The organism is Arachnia propionica, from assembly GCF_003932785.1.
Lineage (GTDB): Bacteria > Actinomycetota > Actinomycetes > Propionibacteriales > Propionibacteriaceae > Arachnia > Arachnia propionica_B.
This window is the reverse complement of sequence record NZ_RQYT01000001.1, coordinates 1-26,575: the sequence shown is the minus strand read 5'-3', so window position 1 is coordinate 26,575 and position 26,575 is coordinate 1. Positions and strand designations below refer to the sequence as shown.

Annotated in this window: 23 protein-coding genes; 17 read left to right on the top strand and 6 right to left on the bottom strand. The window is 66.1% G+C overall.

Going from position 1 to position 26,575, the window contains the following annotated elements:
* Window position 1 precedes the first annotated feature (1 nt).
* Window positions 2–964: a transcription termination factor NusA gene (gene nusA / locus EII35_RS00110; protein WP_125226430.1), complete on the top strand. Its 963-nt coding sequence runs from the start codon at window positions 2–4 to the stop codon at window positions 962–964.
* Window positions 965–985: 21 nt separating this feature from the next.
* Here nusA and EII35_RS00105 read toward each other — a convergent pair whose 3' ends face one another.
* Window positions 986–1,522, bottom strand: coding sequence for a hypothetical protein (locus EII35_RS00105; protein ID WP_125226429.1), 537 nt, complete (start codon window positions 1,520–1,522; stop codon window positions 986–988).
* A 120-nt stretch (window positions 1,523–1,642) separates the two neighbouring features.
* On the opposite strand from EII35_RS00105, the gene EII35_RS00100 reads away from it, so the two are divergent.
* From EII35_RS00100 to truB, 4 genes are all read left to right on the top strand, one after another.
* A complete protein-coding gene (locus tag EII35_RS00100; protein WP_125226428.1) occupies window positions 1,643–1,897 on the top strand; it encodes a YlxR family protein in 255 nt (84 codons plus the stop codon).
* Between the two features lie 191 nt (window positions 1,898–2,088).
* Window positions 2,089–4,971, top strand: coding sequence for a translation initiation factor IF-2 (infB, locus tag EII35_RS00095; protein WP_125226427.1), 2,883 nt, complete (start codon window positions 2,089–2,091; stop codon window positions 4,969–4,971).
* A 13-nt stretch (window positions 4,972–4,984) separates the two neighbouring features.
* Window positions 4,985–5,419 (top strand): 30S ribosome-binding factor RbfA, encoded by a 435-nt coding sequence (gene rbfA, locus EII35_RS00090; RefSeq protein WP_125226426.1) that lies wholly within the window; start codon window positions 4,985–4,987, stop codon window positions 5,417–5,419.
* A complete protein-coding gene (truB, locus tag EII35_RS00085) occupies window positions 5,416–6,282 on the top strand; it encodes a tRNA pseudouridine(55) synthase TruB (RefSeq protein WP_125226425.1) in 867 nt (288 codons plus the stop codon). The genes rbfA and truB overlap by 4 nt, the downstream gene beginning before the upstream one ends.
* Before the next feature lie 4 nt (window positions 6,283–6,286).
* Here the strand turns inward: truB and EII35_RS00080 are convergent, their stop codons facing one another.
* Window positions 6,287–6,985, bottom strand: a complete 699-nt coding sequence (locus EII35_RS00080) for a FadR/GntR family transcriptional regulator (protein WP_260464958.1) — start codon at window positions 6,983–6,985, stop codon at window positions 6,287–6,289.
* A 163-nt stretch (window positions 6,986–7,148) separates the two neighbouring features.
* Here EII35_RS00080 and EII35_RS00075 point away from each other — a divergent pair, with 163 nt between their 5' ends.
* From EII35_RS00075 to EII35_RS00055, 5 genes are all read left to right on the top strand, one after another.
* Complete coding sequence (locus EII35_RS00075; RefSeq protein ID WP_125226423.1) at window positions 7,149–8,846, top strand: L-lactate permease; 1,698 nt, start codon at window positions 7,149–7,151, stop codon at window positions 8,844–8,846.
* Between the two features lie 36 nt (window positions 8,847–8,882).
* A complete protein-coding gene (locus EII35_RS00070) occupies window positions 8,883–9,641 on the top strand; it encodes a (Fe-S)-binding protein (protein ID WP_125226422.1) in 759 nt (252 codons plus the stop codon).
* Entirely contained in the window at window positions 9,638–11,134 is a 1,497-nt protein-coding gene (locus EII35_RS00065) for a LutB/LldF family L-lactate oxidation iron-sulfur protein (RefSeq protein ID WP_125226421.1), read from the top strand. Before EII35_RS00070 ends, EII35_RS00065 begins: the two co-directional genes overlap by 4 nt.
* The gene (locus EII35_RS00060; RefSeq protein ID WP_260464957.1) at window positions 11,131–11,781 is read left to right on the top strand and encodes a LutC/YkgG family protein; all 651 of its coding nucleotides are present in this window, start codon (window positions 11,131–11,133) and stop codon (window positions 11,779–11,781) included. Before EII35_RS00065 ends, EII35_RS00060 begins: the two co-directional genes overlap by 4 nt.
* Before the next feature lie 85 nt (window positions 11,782–11,866).
* Window positions 11,867–12,748 carry a bifunctional riboflavin kinase/FAD synthetase gene (locus EII35_RS00055; RefSeq protein ID WP_395858205.1) on the top strand — a complete coding sequence of 294 codons (882 nt, stop codon included), beginning with the start codon at window positions 11,867–11,869 and terminating at the stop codon, window positions 12,746–12,748.
* Window positions 12,749–12,777: 29 nt separating this feature from the next.
* Here EII35_RS00055 and EII35_RS00050 read toward each other — a convergent pair whose 3' ends face one another.
* Window positions 12,778–13,257, bottom strand: a complete 480-nt coding sequence (locus tag EII35_RS00050) for a GNAT family N-acetyltransferase (protein WP_185744081.1) — start codon at window positions 13,255–13,257, stop codon at window positions 12,778–12,780.
* 251 nt (window positions 13,258–13,508) lie between these two features.
* Here EII35_RS00050 and rpsO point away from each other — a divergent pair, with 251 nt between their 5' ends.
* From rpsO to dapB, 3 genes are all read left to right on the top strand, one after another.
* On the top strand, window positions 13,509–13,772 hold the full coding sequence (gene rpsO / locus EII35_RS00045; protein ID WP_125226418.1) for a 30S ribosomal protein S15: 264 nt from the start codon (window positions 13,509–13,511) through the stop codon (window positions 13,770–13,772).
* A 262-nt stretch (window positions 13,773–14,034) separates the two neighbouring features.
* On the top strand, window positions 14,035–16,251 hold the full coding sequence (locus EII35_RS00040; protein ID WP_125226417.1) for a polyribonucleotide nucleotidyltransferase: 2,217 nt from the start codon (window positions 14,035–14,037) through the stop codon (window positions 16,249–16,251).
* A gap of 103 nt (window positions 16,252–16,354) precedes the next feature.
* Window positions 16,355–17,095: a 4-hydroxy-tetrahydrodipicolinate reductase gene (gene dapB, locus EII35_RS00035; protein ID WP_125226416.1), complete on the top strand. Its 741-nt coding sequence runs from the start codon at window positions 16,355–16,357 to the stop codon at window positions 17,093–17,095.
* Here dapB and EII35_RS00030 read toward each other — a convergent pair.
* Complete coding sequence (locus EII35_RS00030; RefSeq protein WP_125226415.1) at window positions 17,078–17,614, bottom strand: GNAT family N-acetyltransferase; 537 nt, start codon at window positions 17,612–17,614, stop codon at window positions 17,078–17,080. The genes dapB and EII35_RS00030 overlap by 18 nt on opposite strands.
* Window positions 17,615–17,761: 147 nt before the next feature.
* Between EII35_RS00030 and EII35_RS00025 the strand changes: the two genes are divergently transcribed.
* The 4 genes from EII35_RS00025 to EII35_RS00010 all read left to right on the top strand — a co-directional run bounded on the left by EII35_RS00025 (window position 17,762) and on the right by EII35_RS00010 (window position 25,320).
* Complete coding sequence (locus tag EII35_RS00025; protein ID WP_185744080.1) at window positions 17,762–23,749, top strand: polymorphic toxin-type HINT domain-containing protein; 5,988 nt, start codon at window positions 17,762–17,764, stop codon at window positions 23,747–23,749.
* Window positions 23,730–24,248 carry a hypothetical protein gene (locus tag EII35_RS00020; protein ID WP_185744079.1) on the top strand — a complete coding sequence of 173 codons (519 nt, stop codon included), beginning with the start codon at window positions 23,730–23,732 and terminating at the stop codon, window positions 24,246–24,248. The genes EII35_RS00025 and EII35_RS00020 overlap by 20 nt, the downstream gene beginning before the upstream one ends.
* A gap of 174 nt (window positions 24,249–24,422) precedes the next feature.
* Window positions 24,423–24,815, top strand: coding sequence for a hypothetical protein (locus EII35_RS00015; protein ID WP_125226412.1), 393 nt, complete (start codon window positions 24,423–24,425; stop codon window positions 24,813–24,815).
* 16 nt (window positions 24,816–24,831) lie between these two features.
* Window positions 24,832–25,320: a hypothetical protein gene (locus EII35_RS00010; RefSeq protein ID WP_125226411.1), complete on the top strand. Its 489-nt coding sequence runs from the start codon at window positions 24,832–24,834 to the stop codon at window positions 25,318–25,320.
* Between the two features lie 435 nt (window positions 25,321–25,755).
* On the opposite strand, the gene EII35_RS16660 is transcribed toward EII35_RS00010, so the two are convergent.
* Window positions 25,756–25,854, bottom strand: a complete 99-nt coding sequence (locus tag EII35_RS16660; RefSeq protein WP_395858204.1) for a hypothetical protein — start codon at window positions 25,852–25,854, stop codon at window positions 25,756–25,758.
* 115 nt (window positions 25,855–25,969) lie between these two features.
* Window positions 25,970–26,575: transposase family protein (locus EII35_RS00005; protein ID WP_125226410.1), on the bottom strand; the 606-nt coding region annotated here is incomplete at its 5' end.

Below are 26,575 nucleotides of genomic sequence, written 5' to 3'. Positions count from 1 at the left end.
CATGGACATCGACATGGCTGCCCTGCGCGCCATCGAGCGTGACAAGGAGATTCCCTTCGAATACCTGGTCAACACGCTCGAGGCCGCCCTGCTCGGGGCCTACCAGAAGACCGATCACCCATTGCGCGGCGTGAAGGTCGAACTGAACCAGAGGACCGGGCAGGTGGCGGTGCTCGCCCCCGAGTTCGACGATGACGACAACGTGATCGGGTACTACGACTGCACGCCGGAGGACTTCGGGCGGGTGGCGGCGTCGACGGCACGTCAGGTGATCTTCCAGCGCATCCGCGAGGCGGAGGACGACCAGAAGTACGGGCACTTCTCGGGGTCCGAGGGAGACATCCTCACGGGGGTCATCCAGGCGGACCGGGATTCCCGGGCCGTGCGGGTCGATCTGGGAACCCTCGAGGCGATCATGCCGCTGTCGGAACAGGTGCCGGGGGAGGACTACTCCCACGGCAAACGCATCCGCGTCTACGTCGTCAGCGTGAGGCGCGAGGCGCGCGGTCCCCAGGTCCTGGTCTCCCGGACCCACCCCAACCTGGTGCGGAAACTCTTCGCCCTGGAGGTCCCGGAGATCGCCCAGGGCGTCGTCGAGATCAAGGAGGTGGCCCGTGAGGCGGGGCACCGTTCCAAGATCGCGGTGGTGAGCAGCAACCCCGACGTCTCCGCCAAGGGGGCCTGCATCGGTCCCATGGGCCAGCGGGTCCGGGCCGTCACCAATGAACTCAACGACGAGAAGATCGACATCGTCGACTGGTCGGAGGATCCCACGAAGTTCGTGGCGGCAGCGCTGTCCCCCGCCAAGGTCCTCTCCGTGACGGTGATCGACGAGGCGGGCCACGCCTGTCGGGCGATCGTTCCGGACTACCAGCTGTCGTTGGCCATCGGCCGGGAGGGGCAGAACGCCCGGCTGGCTGCTCGACTCACCGGGTGGCGGATCGACATCCAGCCGGACGCCTGAAAGGGGGTTCTGCGGTCAGGTCTACCGGCGACCACCCCCTGGGCCGGCCGGGCCGACCAACCCGGCGGCTGCGGCCTTGGCCACGGCGTCGGCCTCGGTCTGGGTGAGGGTGCCGTCGGTCACGGCCTGCTCCAGTACGGAGGTGAGGCGGGCGGCGTGCTCCCTGTTCCTTGCCTCATGCATCTCCGTGAGGGCCGAGGAGACCGTCGCCTTGTCGAGCCCCAGTTTCTCGGCCAGGGCCTTGGCGAGTTCCTCGTGCCGTTGCTCCCGGGCCTCGGCCGAGGGGGGTTGTCCCTTCTCGGACCAGGAGGGGGCCGAGGGTCGGATCGCCTCGAAGGCCTCCTTGAGGGCCGATTCCTCGACTCCGAGACGTTCCGCGAGGGCGGACAGGTCGAGGTGCTGGGGGCCCTTGCCCGGGCCGGGACGAGGCGTCGATGAGCTGGAGGCGCTCGGGCCATCGCTCGGTTGATCGGTCTCGGCGTGGGAGATCTGGGGAATCCCCAGAAGGAGTCCGGCACTGGCCAGGGTCGCCGCTCCCGTGAGGGCGAGTTTCCTCATGGTGTTCTCTTCCTTTCCCAGTCGGTCTCTGCCAACTGATGGGTTCCACTCTCGGAGCCGTGACTGTCAGCAACCTGTGGCCATGCTGGGCATTCGATGAGGGTGTGAGAACCTTGGGGCGTGGAACCCCAACGCACCTGCATCGGATGTCGACGCCGTGACGACCAGTCGCGGCTGGTGCGCATCGTGCGGATCGGCGACGTGCTCGTCGACGCCACCCGACCCCGTCTGGAGGGGCGTGGAGCCTACCTCCACAGGGGTTGTCTGGACGTCGCGATGAAACGGCAGGCCCTGCGTCGGGTGCTCGGTGGGGGAGCGAAGCTCTCGGAGGCCTTGGAACGCAGGCTTCGAGGCGATGCGCCAGTTGGATATTGACGTGCCCTGAGCGGTAGGATGCCCGTTGGCCCTCGGACCATTCCGCGTGGCCCATCACCCGCGCGACATCCAGTCGCGCTCCCCAGAAAGTGAGTTAACGCTCATGACCACTCGATGAGTACATGAGATGACCCAGCAAACCAGCTAGTGGGCCGAGGATGCGTGTCCGGCGGCCCTGACGAAGGAGACAAGTGGCCAAGCCCCGCGTCCACGAGATCGCAAAAGAGATCGGGATCACAAGCAAGGAGCTTCTAGGAAAGCTCAAGGAGATGGGCGAATTCGTCAGCAGCCCGTCATCGACCCTCGAGGCCCCCGTCGTGCGACGGATCCGAGAGGCCTACGCGCCCGCCCCCGAGGCCCCGAAGGAGGCCGCGAAGGCCCCGGCGAAGGAAGCGCCCAAGGACAAGGAGAAGAAGGACCCTGCTCCGGCGAAGCCCGCGGCACGCCCGAACTCCCCGAAGCCGTCCGCCCCGGCGGCTCCCGTCGCCACCCCCGGTGCCCCGACGGTGAGCCAGCCCGCCGAGGTGTCGCGTCCGACCCCCGCGCCCCGTCCGGGTGCCCCGCGGCCCGGTGGTGCTCCGCGGCCCGGTGGTGCTCCGCGTCCTGGTGGTGCACGCCCTGCCGCCCCCGGACCCAAGCCGACCCCGCCCGCCCAGCGTCAGGGCGGTGAGACGACGCCGCGTCCCTCCGAGGCGGCCCCTCGTCCCGGTTCCGGAGCACGTCCGGGCCCGCGTCCCGCCGTTCCCGGTCAGGCTCCCGGAGCCGGGGCGCGCCGTCCCGGAGCGCCTCGTCCCGGGAACAACCCCTTCGCCGCGTCCCAGGGCATGGGTGTCGGCCGTCCCGGTGCGCAGCGGCGCCCCGAGGGCGGCGCCGGTGGTGGTGCACGACCCGGTGACGGGCAGCGGATGCCCCGCCCCGGTGGCACCGGGGGTCTGCCGCGCCCCAACCCGGCCATGATGCCGAAGACGCAGAACTCGAACCTCGGCCAGGCGGCCGTGCGTGGGTCGGGTCGCCCCGGCCCCGGCCGTGGCCGTCCCGGCGGCGGTGGCCCCGGTCGTCCCGGTGGTGGCGGCGGCTTCGGCGGCCCCCCGATGGGCGGCGGCGGTGGTGGCGGTCGTGGCGGCGGCGGTGGCCGCGGTCGTGGCGGCTCCACGCAGGGTGCCTTCGGTCGCGGTGGTGCCGGTGGCCGACGCGGTCGCAAGTCGAAGAAGCAGCGCAGGCAGGAGTTCGACCAGATGGAGGCCCCCTCCATCGGAGGTGTGCGCGTCCGCAAGGGCGACGGGCAGACGGTGCGCCTGCGCCGTGGCGCCTCGCTGACGGATCTGGCCGAGAAGATCGGCGTCGAGCCGGCGTCGTTGGTGCAGGTGCTGTTCCACCTCGGTGAGATGGTCACCGCCACCCAGTCCGTCGCCGACGACACTCTCGAGGTGCTCGGTGCGGAACTCGACTACAACATCGAGGTCGTCTCCCCCGAGGACGAGGACCGCGAGCTGCTGGAGTCCTTCGACCTCGAGTTCGGCGAGAACATCGGTGGCGAGGAGGACCTCGAGGCCCGTCCGCCGGTCGTCACCGTCATGGGTCACGTCGACCACGGCAAGACCAAGCTGCTGGATGCCCTGCGGCACACCAACGTCGTCGCGGGCGAGGCCGGTGGCATCACGCAGGCCATCGGTGCCTACCAGGTCGAGACCGAGGTCGACGGCGAGGAACGTGCCATCACGTTCATCGACACCCCCGGTCACGAGGCCTTCACGGCCATGCGGGCCCGTGGCGCCAAGTCCACCGACATCGCGGTGCTCGTGGTCGCGGCCGATGACGGCGTCATGCCCCAGACCATCGAGGCGCTCAACCACGCGAAGGCGGCCGATGTGCCGATCGTCGTGGCCGTCAACAAGGTCGACAAGCCGACCGCTGACCCGGTTCGGGTGCGCGGCCAGCTCTCCGAGTTCGGCGTCGTGCCGGAGGAGTACGGCGGTGACACCCAGTTCGTCGACGTGTCCGCCGTGACGAAGCAGGGCCTCGACAACCTGCTCGAGGCGATCGTCCTGACCGCGGATGCGGCCCTGGACCTGCGCGCCAACCCGGACATGCCTGCGCAGGGCGTGGCCATCGAGGCCCACCTCGACAAGGGACGTGGTCCGGTTGCGACGGTGCTGGTGCACCGTGGCACGTTGCGCATCGGCGACTCGATCGTCGCGGGGTCGGCCCATGGCCGCGTCCGTGCGCTGATCGACGACCAGGGCCGCAACGTGACGGAGGCCCCGCCGTCGATGCCCGTCCAGGTGCTCGGCCTCACCTCGGTCCCCGGCGCCGGCGACAACTTCCTGGTCGTCGAGGACGACCGCATGGCGCGGCAGATCGCCGACAAGCGCGAGGCGCGCATGCGGGCGGCCCAGCAGGCCAAGACGAGCCGCCGCAAGACCTTGGACCAGCTGTTCGACGAGCTGCAGAAGGGCGAGACCCAGGAGCTGCTGCTCATCCTCAAGGGCGACGGCGCCGGTTCCGTCGAGGCCCTCGAGGACGCCCTGTCGCAGATCGATGTCGGCGACGAGGTCAGCCTGCGCGTCATCGACCGTGGTGTGGGTGCCATCACCGAGACCAACGTGTCGCTGGCTGCCGCGTCGAAGGCCGTCATCATCGGCTTCAATGTCCGTGCCACGGCCCATGCGGCCCAGCTCGCGGACCGCGAGAACGTCGACATCCGGTACCACTCGGTCATCTACGCCGCCATCGACGAGATCGAGGCAGCCCTCAAGGGCATGCTCAAGCCGATCTACGCGGAGGAGATCCGTGGTCAGGCCGAGATCCGCGAGATCTTCCGTTCCTCCAAGTTCGGCAACATCGCGGGCTGCATGATCATCGACGGTGCCATCAAGCGGAACCAGAAGGCCCGGCTCCTGCGCGACGGCATCGTCGTGGCGGAGACCTCCATCGCGTCGCTCAGGCGTGAGAAGGACGACGTCACCGAGGTCCGTGAGGGCTTCGAGTGCGGTATGACCCTGGCCAACTACGGCGACATCCGCATCGGCGACATCATCGAGACCTTCGAGATGGTCGAGCGCGAGCGCTCCTGACGGAAGGGAAGACATGGCCAATCCCAGGAATGCCAAGCTGGCTGACCAGATCAAGGTGATTCTCGCCTCTGCGATCGAGCGGCGGGTGAAGGACCCGAGGCTCGGCTTCGTGACGCTCACCGATGTGAGGCTGACCGGTGACAACCGCGAGGCGACCGTGTTCTACACGGTCATGGGTGACGATTCGGAGCGGGCGGGCACTGCTGCGGCTCTGACCTCCGCGACGGGGATGCTGCGCTCCACGCTGGGATCCCAGCTGGGGCTGCGGCACACCCCCTCGCTGACCTTCGTGCTGGACGCCACCCCCGAGGCGGCGCGCAGCATCGAGGATCTGCTCGCGAAGGCCGCCGCCCAGGACGCGGAGGTGGCGGCCCAGGCCGTCGGCAAGACCTTCGCGGGCGAGTCCGATCCGTACCAGAAGCCGCGCGAGTCCGACGAGGACGAGTGACCGCGGCCTCAGGCCTCGTGGTCGTCGACAAGGCGACGGGGGTGACCTCACACCAGGTGGTGGGGCGCCTCCGTCGCCTGTTGGGCACCAGGAGGGTCGGTCATGCCGGCACCCTCGATCCGATGGCCACGGGGGTGCTCATTCTCGGCGTCAACCGGGCGACGAAGCTGCTCGGTCATCTTGCACTGCACGACAAGCGGTACCTGGCCACGATCCGGCTGGGGGAGTCGTCGAACACCGATGATGCCGACGGTGAGGTGACGGCCGTTGCCGACGCCTCCGCGGTCACCCACGAGGAGATCGAGGCGGCACTTGCCCCGATGCGGGGAGCCGTGTGGCAGACCCCGTCGGCGGTGTCGGCGATCAAGGTGCAGGGCAGGCGTGCCTACGACCTGGTGCGGCAGGGCGTGGACGTCGAACTCAAGGCCCGGCGGGTGGAGATCACCCGGTTGGACGTGCTGGACGTGCGCGTCGGCGACGGTGTGGTGGATCTGGACGTCGACGTGGAGTGCAGTTCAGGTACCTACATCCGCGCGATCGCCCGCGACCTGGGGGCCGCCCTCGGTGTGGGCGGGCATCTCACCTCGCTGCGACGCACGAGGGTCGGTGGGTTCGATCTCGCCGCCGCGGTGCAACTCGGCGACGAGGCCCCCGAACTGATGTCGATGGCCGACGCAGCCCGACGCAGTTTCCCCTGCATCGATGTCGACGAGGTCACGGCCCGGGATGTCCGGTTCGGGCGGCGTATCGACCATGCGGTTCCCGCGGAGGTGACCGGAGTGATCTCCCCGGAGGGGGAACTGCTGGCACTCTACCGCCCCGACGGTGAGGGGGCCCGCCCCGTCGCCGTGCTCGTGCCGTGAGGGGTCACAGCTCCGGGCGGAGGATGGCGTAGGCGCTCCGGATGTGCTGGTCCATGCGTTCAGCGGCGGCATCGGCGTCCCTGTCGGCGATCGACTCGAAGATGCCCCGGTGCTGTTCACAGAGGTTGGTGCGGAGAGCCTGCCAGTCCGGCATGGCCACGGAGGCCCGGTGGATGGGGTCTCGCAGGGCGACACGGATGGCACACGTCAGGTCCCCGATGAAGGCGTGGCGGGCCGCCTGAGCGATCTCCAGGTGGAAGTCCGTGTCGAGGAGGTTGAACTCCTCGAGGCGGTGCTCCTCATCCATGCGCGTGACGAGTTCCTCCAGACGACGCAGAGCGTGGTCGTCGCGATGTCTGGCCGCGAGGGAGACCGTGGAACGCTCCAGGGCCCGTCGCGTCTCGGTGAGATCGCCCGCGGAGGTCGATGTGACCGCGAGGTGGAGGCGGAGCAGTTTGCTGAGCGCCTCGGTGTGTCCCGCGATGGTGCGGGTGCCGCGACCGGGGCCGGGCAGGGACTCGAGGATACCCTGGGCCTGAAGGACGCGGATCGCCTCACGCACTGCCCCTCGGCTGATCCCGAGATGTTCGGCGAGTTCCCGCTCCGAGGGCAGTTTGGTGCCGACGGGGTAGTTCCCCGTCAGCAGCTCGCTCTCGATGTGATCGAGGGCGATCTGGTGGGCTTTCCTGTCTTCACCGGCCACGTGCCCATTCTGGCACCCCTGCGGAACTTCGGCCCACACCTCGCAGGGAAGTTGAGGTTTGTGCAGTCTTTTTCGACCCCGACAGTGTGTCGCGAACGGGTGGATGTTAAGGTCGGACCAATTCGGGCTCGCGGTGGGCCCGGTGGACGATGGAGTTCTGTCTATGTTCATCCCGCTCGAGGGCTTCCAGCCCATAGCTGACCCGCTGGGTACCCAGTGGCTCTCGGCGCTCGTGGCGCTCATACCGATCGCCTGCATGCTCATCACCCTGGGAGCTCTCAGGTGGAAGGCACACGTGGCAGGTGCCGTCTCCTGGGCGCTCGCCTTCCTTGTGGCGATCCTTGCCTTCAAGATGCCCGTGCTCATGGCCCTGTCGACCAGCGTGCACGGCTTCCTCTACGGCCTGTTCCCGATCGTGTGGATCCTCCTCATGGCGATCTGGATGTACCAGGTCACGGTGATCTCCGGCCGCTTCGAGGACCTGCGCAACACGTTCTTCCTCATCAGCGACGATCCTCGCGTGCTCGGCCTGCTCATCGCGTTCTGCTTCGGCGGCCTGCTCGAGGCGCTGGCGGGGTTCGGTGCCCCGGTCGCCATCACAGCCGTGATGCTCGTGGCCATCGGGTTCTCCAAGATCAGGGCAGCCCTCATCGCCCTGCTGGCGAACACGGTTCCCGTGGCCTTCGGTGCCGTCGGCCTTCCCGTCATCCAGGCGGCGAAGGAGGGCAACTTCGGCGACAACGTCCTGGCGATCTCCCCGATCACGGGGCAGATCACCGCGATGCTCTGCCTCGTGGTGCCGTTCCTGCTGCTGGCCGTCATGGACGGCAAGCAAGGAGTCAAGCAGTGCTGGCCCGTCGGACTGGTCGTCGGCATCACCTTCGGTGTGGTCAAGTGGATCGTCTCCGCCACCCCGTTGTACAACCTGACCGAGCTCATCGCCGCCGTCGTCACCGTCGGGGTGGCCATCGTCTTCACCCGCTTCTGGAAGGCCCAGGGAGGGGCCGAGGCAATCCCACGCATCGGCGAGCCCGTCGATGCCGAGCTGGAAACCGAGCCCGTCGAGGTGCAGACGCCGGACACCTCCAACCTCACCGGGGGCCGCATCTTCATGGCCCTCGTGCCCTACATCATGGTGATCGTGGTGTTCAGCCTCGCGGCCCTTCCCGCGGTGAAGGCCGCGATGAAGCGCCTGGACGTCAACGTCCCCTGGCCCGCCCTCGAGGGACTTGTCGACTTCGCGGGCAAGCCTGCCAAGCACATCACCTACACCTTCGGATGGGCCTCCACGCCCGGCATCCTCCTGGCGCTCGTCGCACTCCTCACCGCGCTCGTCTACCGGGTCTCCCTGGCCGACGCTTTCAAGGAACTGTGGGTCAACGTCAAGAAGATGAAGTTCGCGATGCTGACCATCGGCTCGGTCGTCGCTCTGGCCTACGTGATGGGCGACTCCGGGCAGACCCTCGCCCTCGGAACCTTCATCGCGGGTGTTGGCGTCCTCTACCCGTTCTTCGCTCCCGTGCTCGGCTGGATCGGTACCTATGTCACCGGGTCCGACACCTCGGCGAACATCCTGTTCTCCGGTCTCCAGTCGAACATCGGCACCGAGATCGGAGAGGCCTCCGCGCTGGGTGTGGAGAAGATGCGGGCCCTCCTCGTCGGCTCCAATGCCGCGGGTGGCGTCGTGGGCAAGATGATCTCGCCCCAGTCCTTGGCCATTGCGGCCAGCGCCATCGGGCTCGCGGGCAGCGAGTCCGCCATCCTGCGTCGCATCATCGCCTGGAGCTTCATCCTGCTCTTCCTGCTGTGCCTCATCTCAGGACTCATGTCGACGCCGGTCCTGAGCTGGCTGCTTCCCTGACCCCCACTGGACTGCCTCGTCGAAAAGGAGAGAGACATGGCACCCGGAACCGGAAAGACGGTGGCGCTGTTCGCCACCTGCATCAATGACACGATGTTCCCCGGCACCCCCATCGCGGTGGTGAAGGTGTTGGAGCGTCTCGGCTGCAAGGTCGTGTTCCCGAAGGAACAGACCTGCTGTGGACAGATGCACGCCAACACCGGCTACTTCAAGGAGGCCTTGGCCTCCGTGAAGAGCTACGCGAGGGCCTTCGAGCCCTACGACTACATCGTCGGCCCGTCCGGCTCCTGCATCGGAGCGGTTCGGCACCAGCACCCGATGCTGGCCGAGAGAGCGGGCGATGAGGGCCTCAAGGCAACCGCCGAGTCGCTGGTCCGAAGGTCCTACGACTTCACGGAGTTCCTCGTCGACGTGCTCGGCGTCACCGATGTGGGCGCCTACTTCCCCCATCGGGTCACCTACCACCCGACCTGCCACTCGGTACGGGTCGCGAAGGTCGGCGATCGTCCCTACCAGCTGCTCCAGGCGGTCCGTGGCATCGACCTGGCGCCGCTGCCCGACGCGGACCAGTGCTGCGGCTTCGGCGGCACCTTCTCCGTGAAGAACCCCGACGTCTCCGTCGCCATGGGGTCCGACAAGGCCCGCAACGTGAAGTCCACGGGCGCTGAGTTCGTGGTCACGGGAGACAACGCCTGTCTCATGCACATCACCGGCATTCTCCACCGCATGAAGGCCGGAGTGAAACCCATCCACCTGGCCGAGATCCTCGCCCACACGGAAGGAGACGCAGCATGACCGTCACCGAGTCCCGTCGCCGCCTCACCCCGGCGCCCCCGTCCGGCACCTATCTGGGGATGCCTGCCTTCCCCAAGTCGGCGAAGGCCGCCCTGGACAACCAGCAGCTGCGCAAGAACCTCCACCACGCCACGTCGGTGATCCGCGCCAAGCGGGCCACCCGCGCCTCCGAGGTCGCCAACTGGGAGGAACTGCGTGAGGCCGGGGAACAGATCAAGAATCGGGTCGGCCGTCACCTCGACCAGTACCTCGTCCAGGCGGAGGCCGCCATGACCGCCGCCGGGATCAAGGTCCACTGGGCCCGGGACGCGGAGGAGGCCAACCGGATCGTCATCGACCTCGTCAAGAGCAAGAACACCACCGAGGTCGTCAAGATCAAGTCGATGGCGACGCAGGAGATCGACCTCAACGAGGCCCTGGAGGAGGCCGGCATCGCCGCCTGGGAGACCGACCTCGCCGAGCTCATCGTCCAGCTCGGACACGATCGGCCCTCCCACATCCTCGTCCCGGCCATCCACCGCAACCGCTCCGAGGTGCGCGAGATCTTCCTCGAGGAGATGGGGCAGTGGGGGACGCCGGCGCCGCAGGGCATCAGCGACAACCCCCCGGAACTCGCCGGTGCGGCCCGCGTCCATCTCCGCGAGAAGTTCCTCCGGGCCAAGGTCGCCGTGTCCGGTGGCAACTTCATCGTGGCGGAGACCGGATCGTTGGTGATCGTGGAGTCCGAGGGCAACGGGCGCATGTGTCTGACGCTGCCCGAGACGCTCATCTCGGTGGTGGGCATCGAGAAGCTGGTGCCGACCTTCGAGGACCTGGAGGTCTTCCTCCGGTTGCTGCCCCGAAGCTCCACCGGCGAGCGGATGAACCCCTACACCTCCATCTGGACCGGTGTCACCCCGGGTGATGGTCCCCAGGACCTGCATGTCGTCCTCGTCGACAACGGGCGCACCAACGTGCTGGCGGATCCGGTGGGTCGTGAGGCGCTGCGCTGCATCCGCTGCTCGGCATGCATGAACGTCTGCCCCGTCTACGAACGGGTCGGCGGTCACACCTACGGGTCGGTCTACCCCGGGCCGATCGGGGCGATCCTCACCCCCCAGCTGCGGGGCGTCGCGTCAGCCGTGGACAAGTCGTTGCCCTACGCGTCCAGTCTCTGTGGTGCCTGCAATGATGTCTGCCCGGTGAAGATCCCCATCGCCGACATCCTCGTCCACATGCGGAACAAGGTGGTGCAGAAGAAGACGGAACATCGCCCAACCGTTGAATCGCTCATCTTCAAGGTCGTCGCCTGGGTCTTCGCGAAGAGCCGAAACTTCGCCTTCGTGCAGTTCTTCACGAAGATGGCGGGACGGATGTTCGGTAAACGCAGTCACTTCGGGGCGCTCCCGTGGCCCGCCTCAGGATGGAGCAGCGCCCGCGACCTGCCCGTGCCACCCAAACAGACCTTCCGCGACTGGTGGAAGGAACGAGAGCGAGAGGAGGCCTCCAAGTGAGCGCCCGAGAGGAGATCCTGGAGCGGATCCGCAAGGCGACGAAGGACGTCGTCGAGAAGGATCCCGTCAAGGACGTCGCCGTGACGTGGAAGTACAACCAGCCGACTCCGCTGGAGGACGTCCTCGAGACCTTCGTCGAGAACATCCTCGACTACAAGGCGCGGATCACGAGGACCCCTGCCACGGGGACCCCCGGAGCGATCGTCGCCGCGTTGAAGGAGTTGGGGGCCCGCACCGTGGTGGTACCGGACGGTGCACCCCAGGCGTGGGTCGAGGCCGTGTCCGCGGCCGGGATGCAGGTGGTGCGGGACGAGCAGCTGAGCCATCAGCAGCTCAACGACATCGACGCCGTCCTGACCGGTTCCGCGGTCTCGATGGCCGAGACGGGAACCATCTGTCTCGACCACGCCGCCGATCAGGGACGTCGTGCACTGACCCTGGTGCCGGACCGTCACGTGTGCGTCGTTCGGGCCGAGTCCGTCGTCTCCGATGTCCCAGAGGCGGTGCACCGGCTGAAGGAGGCCGTGGTCGCGGGTCGACCCGTCACGTGGATCAGCGGTGGCTCCGCGACGAGTGACATCGAGTTGAGCCGTGTCGAGGGCGTGCATGGTCCCCGGCAGCTCTACGTCGTCCTCGAGGACGGCTGACACCAGCCCTGAGGTATCGCACCCGCACACCGCCAGCCCGGTGTCGCGGGTGCGATCCTTGTTGTGCACGGCTAACGTATGGGCCGTGAATCAGGGATCCCGTGTCGTGGCCGTCGGAAACTTCGACGGTGTCCATCTCGGACACCGTAGTGTTCTCGAGGCCGAAAGAGGTGATGGAGAACTCGCGGTCATCACCTTCTGGCCCCACCCGCTCCTGGTGCTGCGTCCCGAATCCGCGCCGAAACTCCTGACCGACCTCGAGGCGCGGATCGAACTGCTCAAGGATGCAGGGGCACATGAGGTGAGGGTGGTGCGTTTCGACGAGAAGGTCGCGCAGCTGAGCCCGGCCGAGTTCGTCGAGCGGTTCGTGGCGCCATTGGAACCACGCGTGGTGGTGGTGGGGGAGAACTTCCGGTTCGGGCATCGGGCGGCGGGCGACGTCGAGACCCTGATGACCCTCTCGCAGGGGCGCTTCGAGGTGCGGGCCCTGGCATTGGCGACGGTGGCTGAACAGGCCACGTGCTCCACCCTCATCCGGGACGCCCTCGAGGTGGGTGATGTCGCTCTCGCTGCGGAGCACCTGGGACGCTGGTTCCGCTTCAGCGGGCTCGTCGTGGTGGGGGACCAGCGGGGCCGGGAACTGGGGTTCCCGACGGCGAACCTGACGGTTCCCTCGGAGATGGCGGTGCCGGCGGACGGTGTCTACGCCGGGTGGCTGACCCCGCAGGGTGGTGAACCCTTGCCCGCTGCGATCTCGGTTGGCTCCAACCCGACCTTCGAGGGTGCCGATCGTCGGGTCGAGAGCCATGTCATCGACCACACGGATCTCGAGCTGTACGGCGTCCGGGTGGACGTGGACTTCGTCGCCCGGCTGCGCGGTCAGGTGCGTTTCGACGGCGTCGAGGGCCTCATCAGCCAGATGCGCACCGACGTCGCGGAGTGCCGTCGGATCCTCGGTGTCGAGTGAGGGCGGGCTCCGGACCCGGTGATTCCCGGTCAGATGGTGAACAGGGATTTCTGGTAGATGGCGTAGTGTCGGCTGGGCTGTGAGTCGCCGCTGACCTGGGGAACCTCGGGGGAGTCGACGAGGATGTGCTCGCCCGTGGGGAGGTAGTCCAGCGAGACGTAGAGCGGGATGGCGCGCTCATTGTTCGGGTCGACCGCGAGGAAGACCTCCCGGTACCCGGCTGCGCGGGCCTGATCCTCCACCCACCGGGTGAGCGCGCGGCCGGCACCGCGTCGGCGTGCATGGGGGTGGACGTACATGTTCCGCAACTCAGGTACCAGTGCCTCCGGGCCGAAGTCCAGGAGCGCGGTTCCCAGCACCTCGTCGTCCTCGATGGCGACGGCGAAGATGAGCGTACCGGCCTGGGCGGCCGCGAAGTGTTCGTCGACCAGGCCCAGCTCTGGGCGGGCCTGATGCTCCCGCAACGTGGGGAGATCGGCTTCGTTGACGGGGCGAACGATGACAGCCATGGCATGGTCCTCTCTGCGAAGCGTTGGCCTCACCCTAGTGCCTCCCGGCAGATCAGGTGGAGATGAGGTCCATCCGGTCATCCTTTGGACAGCCGTTGGGTCCACATCCGGGGTGATTGTTTCCCGATTGGGGGCAGGGGCGCCGAGGTGCTAGGATCCTCAGGTTGCCGTAGATCGGCCACGGCCCTGTAAGAGCCCCAACCGCACCCGCAACGGGGGCGCCGTGCAGCGAACCGGAGAGGAACCCAGACATGGATGCTGCCGAGAAGAAGAAGATCATCGAAGAGTACGCCAAGACCCCGGGTGACACCGGATCGCCGGACGTGCAGATCGCTCTGCTGACCAAGAAGATCGCTCACCTGACCGAGCACCTCAAGGTCCACAAGGGCGACCACCACAGCCGTCGTGGTCTCATGCTGATGGTCGGCCAGCGCCGCCGTCTGCTCAACTACGTCGCGCGTGAGGACATCGAGCACTACCGCGAACTGATCGCCCGCCTCGGCCTGCGTCGCTGATCTGCAAACGAAACGTATCCTGAGGACAGCCCCGCTCCCACGGGGCTGTCCTCGTGTTCTTTTCGTGGGAAGCCGGTAGGATTCCCACGACACAACTTCATCATTCATCTCCCCGCTGCCACCCAGGGGTTCTCACCTGGTCCTCGGTAGTGGCCCTCGGGTTCGGACAACGGCCCCGCGGGTCTCGATCGAAGGCCGGTGGAACTGGCGGCATGACCGCGTCCTGCGGGTAGCCAACCACCGAAAGGAGCCAGCTTTGTCCATGGAAGGACCTGGTCTCGAGTTCACCGAAGCCGTCATCGACAATGGCAAGTACGGCCGTCACGTCATCCGCTTCGAATCCGGCATTCTCGCCCAGCAGGCCGACGGATCAGCCGCCGTCTACCTCGACGGCGACACCATGCTGCTGGCGGCCACCACCGCCGCGAAGGCGCCCCGTGACGCCATCGACTTCTTCCCGCTCACCGTCGACATCGAGGAGCGGATGTACGCCGCCGGGCGCATCCCCGGCTCGTTCTTCCGCCGCGAGGGACGTCCGGGTGAGGCCGCCATCCTCGCCGCCCGCCTCATCGACCGGCCGCTGCGTCCCGCCTTCGTCAAGGGGCTGCGCAACGAGGTCCAGGTGATCGTCGACGTCCTGTCCCTCAACCCGACCCACTACTACGACGTCGTGGCCATCAACGCGGCCTCCATGGCCACCACGCTGGCGGGCCTGCCGTTCTCGGGCCCCATCGGCGGCATCCGCATCGCTCTCATCGACGACACCTGGGTCTGCTTCCCGACCGTCGAGCAGGTGACGAAGTCCTCCTTCCAGATGGTGGTCGCCGGGCGTGTCCTGGCTGACGGTGACGTCGCCATCATGATGGTCGAGGCCGGCGGTACCGAGTCGACGTGGGAGAACGTCCGCGCCGGGCGCACCGCGCCCACGGAGGAGGTTGTCGGCCAGGGGCTCGAGGCGGCCAAGCCGTTCATCAAGATCCTCTGCGACGCCCAGTCGGAGCTCAAGGCGAAGCTGCCGAAGGAGACCTACGACTTCCCGGTCTTCCGCGACTACGAGGACGACGTCTACGCCGCGGTCGAGAAGCTGGCCGCGGATCGGGTGGCGGAGGCCATGCAGATCCCCGGCAAGCAGGACCGCGACGACGCCACGCACGCCATCCGCGCGGATGTCGTCGAGCAGCTCGCCGAGCAGTTCGAGGGCCGCGGCAACGAGGTGTCCGCCGCTCTGAAGGCGCTCACCAAGAAGATCGTTCGACACCGCACCCTCACCGAGGGCGTCCGCATCGACGGGCGTGGCACCCGTGACATCCGGACCCTGTCCGCGGAGGTCGCGGTGATCCCGCGCGTCCACGGCTCGGCCCTGTTCCAGCGGGGCGAGACCCAGATCCTCGGCGTCTCCACCCTCAACATGCTCGACCTCGAGCAGAAGATCGACTCCCTCTCGCCGGAGACGACCAAGCGCTACATGCACAACTACAACTTCCCGCCCTTCTCGACCGGCGAGACCGGCCGCGTGGGTTCGCCCAAGCGTCGTGAGATCGGCCATGGGGCGCTCGCCGAGCGCGCCCTGTTCCCGGTGCTGCCGACCCGCGAGGAGTTCCCCTACGCGATCCGTCAGGTCTCGGAGGCGCTCGGCTCCAACGGCTCCACCTCCATGGGTTCGGTGTGTGCGTCGACCCTGTCCCTCCTCAACGCCGGTGTGCCCCTCAAAGCCGCCGTCGCGGGTATCGCCATGGGTCTCATGAGCGAGGAGATCGACGGCGAGACGAAGTACGTGGCCCTCACCGACATCCTCGGTGCCGAGGATGCCCTTGGCGACATGGACTTCAAGGTGGCCGGGACCAAGGACTTCGTCACGGCGCTGCAGCTGGACACCAAGCTCAACGGCATCCCGGCCGAGGAGCTCCAGAAGGCGCTCCTGCAGGCCCGGGAGGCCAGGCACACCCTGCTGGAAGTGATGGGTGAGGCCATCGACACCCCGGATGAGATGAGCCCCTACGCTCCCCGGATCGTGACCATCCGCATCCCCGTCGACAAGATCGGTGAGGTCATCGGGCCCAAGGGCAAGGTCATCAACCAGATCCAGGACGACACCGGCGCCAGCATCGCGATCGAGGACGACGGCACGATCTACGTCGGCGCCGAGACCGGAGAGTCCGCGGACGCCGCCGTCGCCGCGATCAACGCCATCGCGAACCCGCACATGCCGGAGAAGGGCGAGCGTTTCCTCGGCACGGTGGTCAAGACCACCACCTTCGGTGCTTTCGTGTCTCTGCTGCCGGGCAAGGACGGCCTGCTCCACATCAGCAAGCTGCGTTCCTTGGCGGGGGGTAAGCGTGTCGAGAACGTCGAGGACGTCGTGAGCGTCGGCCAGAAGCTGCAGGTCGAGATCTCCGAGATCGACGACCGTGGCAAGCTCAGCCTGATCCCCGTGGTCGAGGAGACCGAGGAGAAGGCGGAGGACTCCGAGCAGGAGTGATGCCATGACGTGAACGGCCGGGGAGGTTCTCCCCGGCCGTTTGTCACACCCGGGCCGAAGAGTGGTTGACTGGTCCCATCAATGAGGAAGGAAGGGCGCAGCAATGGACAGAATCCTGGTGGGGATCTTTGGGTCCAGCGGGCGGATGGGTTCCGAGGTGGTGCGGGCCGTCACCCAGGCCGAGGACATGAACGCCATCGCGGGGGTGGACATCGGGGAACCGAGGGAGCAGATCGGGCGCGCCCAGGTCGCCGTCGACTTCACCCATCCCGACTCGGTGATGGACAACATCGAGTGGTGCCTCAGCCGTGACATCCACATGGTCATCGGCACCACCGGGTTCACCCCGGAACGGCTCGATCGGGTACGGGAACTGTGCGACGCCCACCCCGAGGTGGGGGTGCTCATCGCGTCGAACTTCTCGATCGGGGCAGTGCTCATGATGCAGTTCGCCGCCAAGGCGGCCCCATTCTTCCCCAGCGTGGAGATCGTGGAACTGCACCACCCGAACAAGGCGGACGCACCCTCGGGGACGTCGGTGTCGACGGCTGGCAGGATCGCCGAGGCCCGCCGGGCCGCCGGGCTCGGTCCGGTCCCGGACGCGACGGTGCACGACGACGGGGCTCGGGGGGCCGTCGTGGACGGCATCCACGTCCATGGGGTCCGGCTCATGGGGCTCGTGGCCCATCAGGAGGTGCTGCTCGGGGCGTCAGGGGAGACCCTCACCATCCGTCACGACAGCTATGACCGGGCCAGTTTCATGCCCGGGGTCCTGGCGGGGATCCGGCACGTCGTCGGCCATCACGGCCTGACCCTGGGGATCGAGTCAGTCCTCGGTATCTGAACCGATCCTGGTCATCAACCGTACTTGTTTGATGGCGTCCGTCTCCTCCTCGAATCCGAGGCTGCGATGGGCGCCGTCCGCTGCCCAGCCGCACTCGACGAGGAAGCCACGCAGGGCGTCGTCCTCGCTGCGCACCCACCACGTGGCGGTCTCGTAGCCGTCCGCTCGGAGGGTGTCCACCGCTGCGTTGAGCAGCCGGGAGGCGTCATCCCCGAGTTCGTCACCGTCCACGACGAACTCGGCGATCATCCCGTCATCAACTGCGGCATCGGGGTCGTCGCTGGGGCCGGTGACGGCGAAACCGACGACCTGCCCTTGCTGGAGGGCGACGAGGACCCGGCAGTGTGCCAGCGGGGGTTTGACGATGGCCTCGTGCCAGGTGCGGACCGCCTGGTCGGCGGTGAACGCTGCCAAGGCTGGTGCCATGCCCTTGATCCGGGACCAGGACCGTCGCTGCAGACGGGCCACGTCGACGGCCTCGGAGGGAAGGGCGAGTCGCACGGAATCGGGAGTGGGCATGACCGCCAGTGTATTAGAGGTTGTGACGGCGCCATTGCGACGACGGGGGGCGGACCCTGCTCGAGGTCGTGTGGGGCAGCGCGCGTGCGGTGAACCTCGCTCACCTATAGTGAACGTTGGTGAGACTCCAGGAAGATGGGTGGGACTGTGAAGCTCGATGATGCCAACCTCGACAACCTCAAGGGTTTGCCTGATGTCGCCTACGACTTCAGTGTCTCGTCGAGCTTGCAGACGGCGTTCAAGAATGCCGCAACCGTGTTGGAGGGGCAGCGTGGGTCGCGTTCGACGTACCGGACCAACGGTCTCACCGACTTCGAGGGCTACTACTCGTCGCTGTTCAAGGCCAATGGCGCCACTCAGTTGAGTGATCTGGATGAGATCGCGAGGTACCTGCGGCTGGTTGCGACGAGGGTTGCGGAGGTTGATGTCAAGGCCCGTGAGGAGAACAAGCGCCGTCGTCAGGCCCGGGAGTGGGCGGAGCGCCGGGCGAACCGTAATTTGTTGCAGAAGACTTGGGATGGCATCTGGCAGTGCGGAGAGACCCCGCCCTTCCCGGAGATCGATGAGGATTCGAAGGGGCCGAGTGAGTCGGTGACGCCGCCGGCTCCGGTTGAGCGTTCGCCTTTGGAGGGGCGGGGGGCTGGGTCGACGTCGTCGGCGAGGCCGTCGAATCTGCGGAGTTTCGCGAAGAACTCGCGGGCCGCTGATGAGGAGGTGAGGTCGACTCCGGGGACGCTGCGGACGCATTGTTCGTCGTTTGCGACGTCGTGTTCGTGGGCCACGTTGGATGCTTCGAGTGTGATCTCTGGTTACGAGGCGTGGTTGGCTGCGAATGAGACGGATGCGGTGTGGGCTGATACTGTGGCGCAGGCCTTTGAGGAGGCGGGGGGTGGGGATGGGCCGGTCTCGGTCTCTGATGCCACTTTGGATGCTGCTTTGGCGGCGGCGGGGGTCGCGGATCAGCGCACGGATATCCAGATTGATCCGCCGACGGCTTACGGTTCGCCTCCCACCACTGGGTATTCCAATGATCCGGTGAACGCTGCCTCGGGTGGTTTCCTTGAGAATGAGGAGGATCTTCCGTTCACTGGTCCTGCGGTGTCCTTGGGGGTGACGAGGGCTTACAGTTCCTTGAATCCTGCGGTTGGGGCTTTCGGGCCGGGTTGGTCGTGGTGGACGGAGGCGGGGCTTGAGTTCACTGGGGAGACGGCCCGGTTGACTTTGTTCGATGGCCGCGTTGTTGTGTTTCCTCGTCTTGGTGAGGGTTGGGGTCGGGCCAGGGGTGAGAACCTGTGGTTGGAGAGTACTTCGAGTGGTCACGTGGTGACCTCCTCGTGGGGGATGCGTTGGTTGTTGGATGCTGCGGGCCGGGTGCGGAGCATCTCGTCGGGTCCGGGTACCGGGGTGATCTTTGACCACGACGCGGATGGGCGGCTGGTGGGGATGCGGCACGAGTTCGGGCGCGGCATCGAGGTCTGTTGGGATGGCAGTGGTGAGCGTGTGGTGGCGGTGGCCGCTACGGACGGCCGCAGCGTCGCTTATGGCTATGACGAGGTCGGGCGTTTGGTTGAGGTTCGGGCGCCGGGGCGGATCCGTCGTTACGGCTGGGATGATGTGGGTCGCATCGTCGAGGTGAGGGATGCCGACGGGGTCGTTGAGGTGCGCAACACCTATGACGATCGGGGGCGGGTGGTCACGCAGTTGTCGCCTTTTGGTCGTAGCACGAGGTTTGTGTATCTCTCGGGTGGGATCACGGAGACCAGTGATGAGGATGGTTCCCGGGCCAACACGTGGATTCATGATCGGCGGGGTCGTCTGATCGGGCTGATCGATGCTGATGGTCGTCGCCAGTCCACCGCCTATGACCAGTGGGGCAACCCGGTCATGGTGCGTCGGCGTGACGGTGCGATGACCGTCAGCAGTTACGACGCCCGTGGACGTCTGGTGATCAGGCAGTTGCCCTCGGGAATGGTGGAGGAGCGCCAGTGGGATGACCAGGATCGGCTGGTCAGCCTGAGGGTGCGCGCCGAGGAGGGGGAGCCGGATGCGGTGACCCGTTACTTCTACGAGGGCACGGATCGTTCGCCTTCGCGGGTGGTGGACGCCGAGGGTGGGGTCACCGCGATGTTGTGGGAGAACGGGCTGCTGCGGCGGATCACTGATCCGAGCGGGGTGAGTGTGGACTTCGCCTACGACGAGCACGGGGAACTGGTTTCCTCCACCGATGCCATGGGCGCCACCGCCCGTTTGGAGCGCGATGAGGTGGGGCGGGTTGTTGCTGCGGTCACCCCGCTGGGGCACCGGACGACCTTCCGTTACGACCCGGCGACAGGACTGTTGACCTCGCGTACCGACCCGACGGGGGCGCGTTGGAGTTTTGAACACAGCTCGGCGGGGCGTCTGATCGCTGTCATCGATCCTGAGGGTGCCCGCACCGAGATGGCCTATGACGATTCGGGTGAGAATTCCGAGACGGTGGATCCGCTGGGTCGGAGGTTGCGGAAGAGCTACGACGACTTGGGGAACCTTGCCTCGGTGGAACTGCCGGATGGTTCGTCGTGGCGTTTCGGCTACGACGCCCTGTCGCGGCTGGTGACCATGACCGACGCGGCCGAGGGGGCCCGCACCCTGACCTACGGTGAGGATGGTGAGCTGGCCCGCACCGTGGATCCGACGGGTGTGGTGCGTTTGGTGGAGCGTGATGCCTCCGGTGCACCGACGAAGGTGTGTGATGGTGGCGATGATCTGTCGGCGAGGTATGACCTGCAGGGGCGGCTCGTCGCGATGGCGGGTGCTGACGGGCAGGAGGTCGTCAATCGTTATGACCTGTGTGGTCGGTTGGTGGAGCAGGTGGCGGCTGATGGTGCGGTCACCCGGATGCAGCGGGATGCCGCGGGGCGGCTGATCGCGGTCACTCAGCCCACCGGTGGCACCTATCGGTACGAGTACGATGCGTGCGGGCGGTGGGTGGCGACCGTCTCCACGGGTGGGGATCGTTACGAGTTGATCCACGACGCGGACTCTCGGGTCGTGGGTGAGGTGTGGCCGACCGGGGAGCGTGTGACGACGCGCTTCGACGAGGCGGGTCGGATCATCGAGCGTCGACAGCCGGGGCGCGGCACGGTGCGGTTCCGGTACGACCGCTGTGGCCGGATTGTGAGCATCCGGGATCCGTGGCATGGGCACCGGAGGTTCCGCTACGACGCCGCAGGGCAGTTGGTCGAGGCGGTGGATGCCCTGGGTGGGGTGACGCGGTTCGTCTATGACGAGTTGGCCCATCAGGTCGAGGTCATTGATCCTGCCGGGGGAGTGACCCGGCGCACCTTCGACCAGATGGGGCGGGTCACCTCCGAGACCGACCCGCTGGGTCGCACCACCGTGTGGACGCGGGATGCTGCCGGACGGGTGGTGCGTTCGGTGCGGCCGTCGGGGCAGGTGCTGGCCTGGGAGTGGGATGAGAAGGGCCGCCTGTCGCGGACGTTGGCCGATGGCAGGTTGCTGTCGGGGTTTGAGCGGGACTTCTCGGCGCGGACCATGACGCTGACCGAGGGCAGCGGTACCCGGGTGGAGATGGCGTGGGATGCGCGCGGTCATCTGCTGCGGCGGCTGCGCGATGGTGCCGGGGTGTGGTGGACCTACGACGAGGGGGGGAGACGCTCGTCGATGTGCCGTCCGGACGGGTCCATCACCCGCTATGACTACGACGCCAACAACCGTCTCGCCGCGGTGGAGCATCCTGCGACGGGACGCATCGAGATCAGTCGTGACGCGATTGGGCGGATCACCCGGGTGGTCGGGGACGGTCTGGACGCCACGTGGACGTGGCGAGGCGGCGCCGTGGTCGGGAACCGGGTCAATCGGCGTGGGTTCATCCAGGAGCTGGTGCTGGAGCGGGACGACGATGACCGGGTGGTGGCCCAGGTCAGCGACGGGTTGCGCACGGAGTTCAGCTACGACGATGCCGGGCGTCTGGTCGGCTCGGTCACCAGCGAGGGCCTGGTCAGTGCCTATGAATGGGACGCGGGCGGCCGTCTGGTCTCGCAGGTCGTGGGAGGGGCCCGATCCGAGTTCAGCTATGACGTGGCTGGTCAGTTGGTCTCCGCCACCGGCCCCGGCGGGGTGGTGACCACCTTCAGCTATGACGCGGACGGGCAGCGGATCCGTGAGGTCGGCCCGGATGCGGAACGCATCTTCACCTGGGACCCGCGCGGCTTCCTGGCGTCGGTGACGAGTGTGGTCCATGACGGCGACAGTGTGCGCGTGACCTCGCGTCGGGATCTCGAAACCGATGCGGGTGGGCAACTGGCCCGGGTGGATGGCGCGGAGGTGTACTGGGACTCCGCGGCGGCGGCACCGTCGTTGGCGCAGGTGGGCAGCCAGGTCGTGGTTGATGCCCTGGCCGCCGTTGCTCTGGCGGGGGAGCCGAGCCGGGCCGATGCGGGCAGCGGCGGAGGGTCGTGGCTGGTGCCGGAGATCGACGGTGCCGGCGCGGACGCCTGGCTGATCCCCTCGATCGAGGTCCCCGGCGCCGCCGGGTTCGGCGATGCCGCCCAGCAAGGGGCTGGTGAGGTGGGGATCGGTCCGTGGGGTGCGTTGAATCTGGAGGGGCTGTCCCTGACCGGGGTGAGGGCCTACGATCCCGCGACCCGTTCGTTCCTCTCGCCCGATCCGTTGTTGCCGGTGACGGCGTCGGGTTGGGCAGGGAACCCGTATGCGTGGGCCGGGAACGACCCGGTGGGCGCGTCGGATCCGCTGGGGCTGCGGCCGGTGTCCGAGGACGACCTCAAGGTGTACCAGCAGGCCTCGAACGGGTGGCTGGCCAACACGGCTGCTGCGGCGACCTCCTGGGTGAAGAACAACTGGGAGTACATCGCCGCCGGTGCGGTGATCGTCGCCGGGGTTGCGGTGATGTGCACCGGTGTCGGCGGGCCGATCGGTGCCGCGATGATCGGTGGCGCGCTCATGGGCGCCGGGAGTTCCATCGCGACCCAGAAGTTCACCACCGGGTCCGTCGACTGGGGCAAGGTGGCTGTTGATGGCGCCATCGGTACTGTTTCTGGTCTGGCCGGTGGCGGCGCGGCGGCCGCTGTGGGCCGTGCGGCGCAGGGAGCGTCGTGCCTGGGAAGGAACATCCTCACCGGGGCGGCGGAGTCGGCAGTCGACGGAGCCGTCTCCGGAGGACTCAGCTACCTCACCGGCCCCGGCCCCCACACCGTCGCCGGATTCGCCTCCGCCGCGGGCAGCGGAGGCCTCGAAGGCGGAGTCATGGGCGGCGCTGGTGGTGCCCTGTCCAAGGTGAGCGGGGTGTCACGGTACGGCTGCTTCACCGCGGGCACCCAGGTGCTCATGGCCGACGGCACGACCACACCGATCGAGGAGGTCGCAGTCGGCGATCGTGTGGTCTCGCACGACCCGGTGTCGGGAAACAACGTCGAGGGCACCGTCGAGCAGGTCCACGTCCACGAGGACGTGCCAACGCTCACACTGACCACAACGGCGGGCGAGATCACCACCACAACAACCCACCCGTTCTACGTCGAGGACAAGGGCTGGCTCCCAGCAGGCGACCTCCAAGAAGGCGACCGCCTCAGACCCGCCGACGGCACAACCGACACCACCGTCGAAATCATCAGCCTGCAAGCAACCGGCCACACCGAAACGGTGTACAACATCACGGTCACCGGCTGGCACAACTACCACGTCCTCACCAAGGACAACCCGGACAACACCCCAGTCCTGGTCCACAACGATGGAGCATGCACTACAGAAGATCTATGGGCCGCTGGCAACAGAGCTGCGCCACGTCCTCCACGCACCTCTGATTTTGGCGTAGCGGATGGCACAGACATGGTCGGGTCAGGGCCAAAACCCACAGTCCCGACTGATGAAGTGAAAGGGGCTTCGACGTTCAAGTCCTATGAAGATCTGGCGGATAATTTAAATGGCCAAGCCCATCGACTCCCCAAGGGAAGTGAACTGCCCGATGGGCTCGCAGTTCATGCAGACGGAAAAGACGTTGGTGGAGAGATGCCCTGGGGGCACAGAACGGTCTACCCGGACAAGCCTATGACCTTTGATGAGTTCAGCAGCAAGTTCAGTTCAATGGAATGGGGATATGAGCGAAAGATCAAGTGACAGCATCAAAGTTGGTATCACTCAAAAATTCAAAGACACCTGCAATGCTCTGAGTCAAGCCAGCAAAGAACTCAGTGTTCTCTCTGTGGAGTGCGATGCCACGGCAATCCTTCGAAGCATGATGGAAGGCAAAGAAGTCAAGGAGGTTGCAGCCGCTCTGCGCGTTCTTCGCCACTTTGATCCGAAGCAAATTCTAGAGCTGCTTCCCCTCATCTACGGGTTGACCGAGGTCAGCGTCCATTACTATGATGCCCTCAGGGTGATGGCTATGGTGCCGGCAAAAAAGCTGAGACGCGCCTTGATTCCACTGGTCTTCGAAAGACTGTTGGACCCTGACAACAACTACGACTACTACTCTTGGCGACTGACTGTTTCAATCTTGCAGTACTGCGGGTTTGACGAGGAAGCTCAACAAGTCGCAGTACTTGCCTTGGCAAGTGATGACCCGGAGGTGCGCGAAGTTGGAGCAGAGCTCATCGCCGAGTTGGCCTCACGTTAGTGCAGCTGGCTCACGTGTTTGGATACAGGGCCGTGCAGGGATGCTATGTGGCCTTCCTCCGGGGACGGTCGGAACAAGTGGCGGCGAACCAACGAATTGGATCAATGTCTACCGGAATCAAAGCAATATAGTTCATGGGTGTCCGGGTAACCCGCCAAGTTGAGGATTTCTTTTATGATTGATATTGGTAAGATCCTCGAAAACGCGGAGCAGGGGAGAGACGGGTGGGGCAGTAGCGTTGGGCTTCCTGTCCTCGAAAGAGTCGCAAGAGAAAATGAACTTGTCTTGGAGTGGGATGAGGGTGCCGGTGAAGATTGGGTGCTAATGAGAAAAGCGGGTGAGTTGCAGGTAGTCGCGGGGGTTGAACTTCCGCTGGCTTTCCTGCTGGATAGCAATGGGATAAATCTGCCTCCGCCAGTTGTCTTGGTGAGAGTTTCATCGATGACGCGGCCGATTCTTTGTTGCACTCGGAGCGTTCTCGAGGTCGCATTTCGGCGCCAGTTTAAGGCTATTGACTTCTATCCCGCGGGATTCAGTGTGCTTGATCTCGCGATGGCCACTATTTAGGGGAAGGTTTTATTTCGTGATGAGTCTGACTGAAGCTGTTGCGATGCTTCGCTCGGCCAAGGAGGGAATTGCGGCACTTCCTTCTGCTGAGGTGCTGTCATGTGTTCAGACACTTCTGAATAGTGGTGAGAAAATAGTTGACGGGCTTCAGCTGGCGCAGGAGCTTCCCTCTCGAGAGCTGATGGAGCTGATTCCAGATCTTGTGCGCATGGCCCGTGACGAAGTACTTCACGAGTTGATCTGCAAGCTGCTCGGAAAATTGCCATTTGATGCTGCGGCGGAACTCATCGTCCCTGAAGCTTTCCGGGTCCTGCGTGAGCCCTCGAGTGACTATTGGGTGGTGTGGATGCAGGCTCGCTTGTTCCATTACCTCGGTTATCATCGAGCGCTTCGCCATATTGTCACTATGACAGAGGAAACCATGGACGAGGGGTGGCGCATGGTCGGGGAGTGGGTCGAAGTGGAGCTCCTGAGTGAAGCGAGCTCGGAGGCTTCGCGGATATGATGTGCGATGCGGTACTCGGCGTTGGCGCGGAGACTCAAGATGGTTTTGTTGAATGTCTTCTCTCAGTCGGCTCTGGGCTGGTTGGATTTCTTCTTGACCGGGGTAAGAGCGGTGGTGGGGTAGGCGATCCAGTCGGCATGTGCCTCAGCCAGGAGAACTCCAACCACATTCTTGGATCACTCTCGGGGCATGACGGGATCCGGGCAACGGGTTGGAGACCGCCACGGGGTCTCCCCGGTCGGTGGAGGCGACCTGGATGTGAGGCACTGGATCTTGCGTTTCCCGGAGTGGCTCGCAGCTGTCTGTCCGCTGCCTGGGTGGTTCCCACTCGGGATGTAGGTGTCATCGACCAGCAGGAGGTGCCCCTGCTGGATCGCCTCGGTGAGTCCGCAGGGGAGGAGGACCAGGACTGCCTCAAGGAGGGAGGTGATTACGTCACCAGATCCTGGAGATCGTGGGTTGGGAGACTCCCAGGAGGCCGGAGACCGCCATCTGGGGCAGGTTCTGGCGAAGGACCAGCAGGCAGACCACCATCTGATCGCGTAAGGGGATACGGCATCTGGACAGATCCATTCCACGACTCGCGATCACGTCAGCGAAACGGCAGGTGATCTTGTCAATTGTTCCTCGCAAAGGCCTGGAGGGTTATTCAGAGGATGCCAAAAATGATCCCGAGTACGGCTTTGATGGTGGTTTCGAATGTCGTGTATGGGCGGCGGTGGATGGTGCTGAGGATGTGCCATGTTTTGAGGTGGGCGATGGCTCGTTCGATGGACCATCGGATGTGGTTGATGTTTCGGTTGTGTTCTTCGTCGTCCGAGGTGCGGTGTTCGCGGGGTGGGGTTCTGACTGGTGTGGTGAGGCCTCGTCCGATGTAGCTCTTGTCGGCGATGATCTTGGTCGGGTCGAGGTGGGTGAGGATGTCGTGGGTGTCGAGGGCTGTCGCGTCAGGGGTGCTGCCGGGGAGTGGGTTGGAGATCCAGTGGGGTCGTCCCGGGGTGTCGGTGATGACCTGGATGTTGACGCAGGTGTGGTGGTGCTTGACCGAGTACAGGCTGGGCTGGTCGGCCCAGTCGTGACTGGGCGGGATGGTGCCGTCGATCAGGAGGGCGGTGTTGGTGGGGATGTCTGCCAGGGTGGGGATGTCCTCCTCGAGGGTGTTGGCCAGGAGGGTGGTGACTGTGGCGATGGCTCTGCTGATGGTGGACTGGGACACGCCATGGCTTTCGGCGAGTTCGGCCTGCACGTGGTTGCG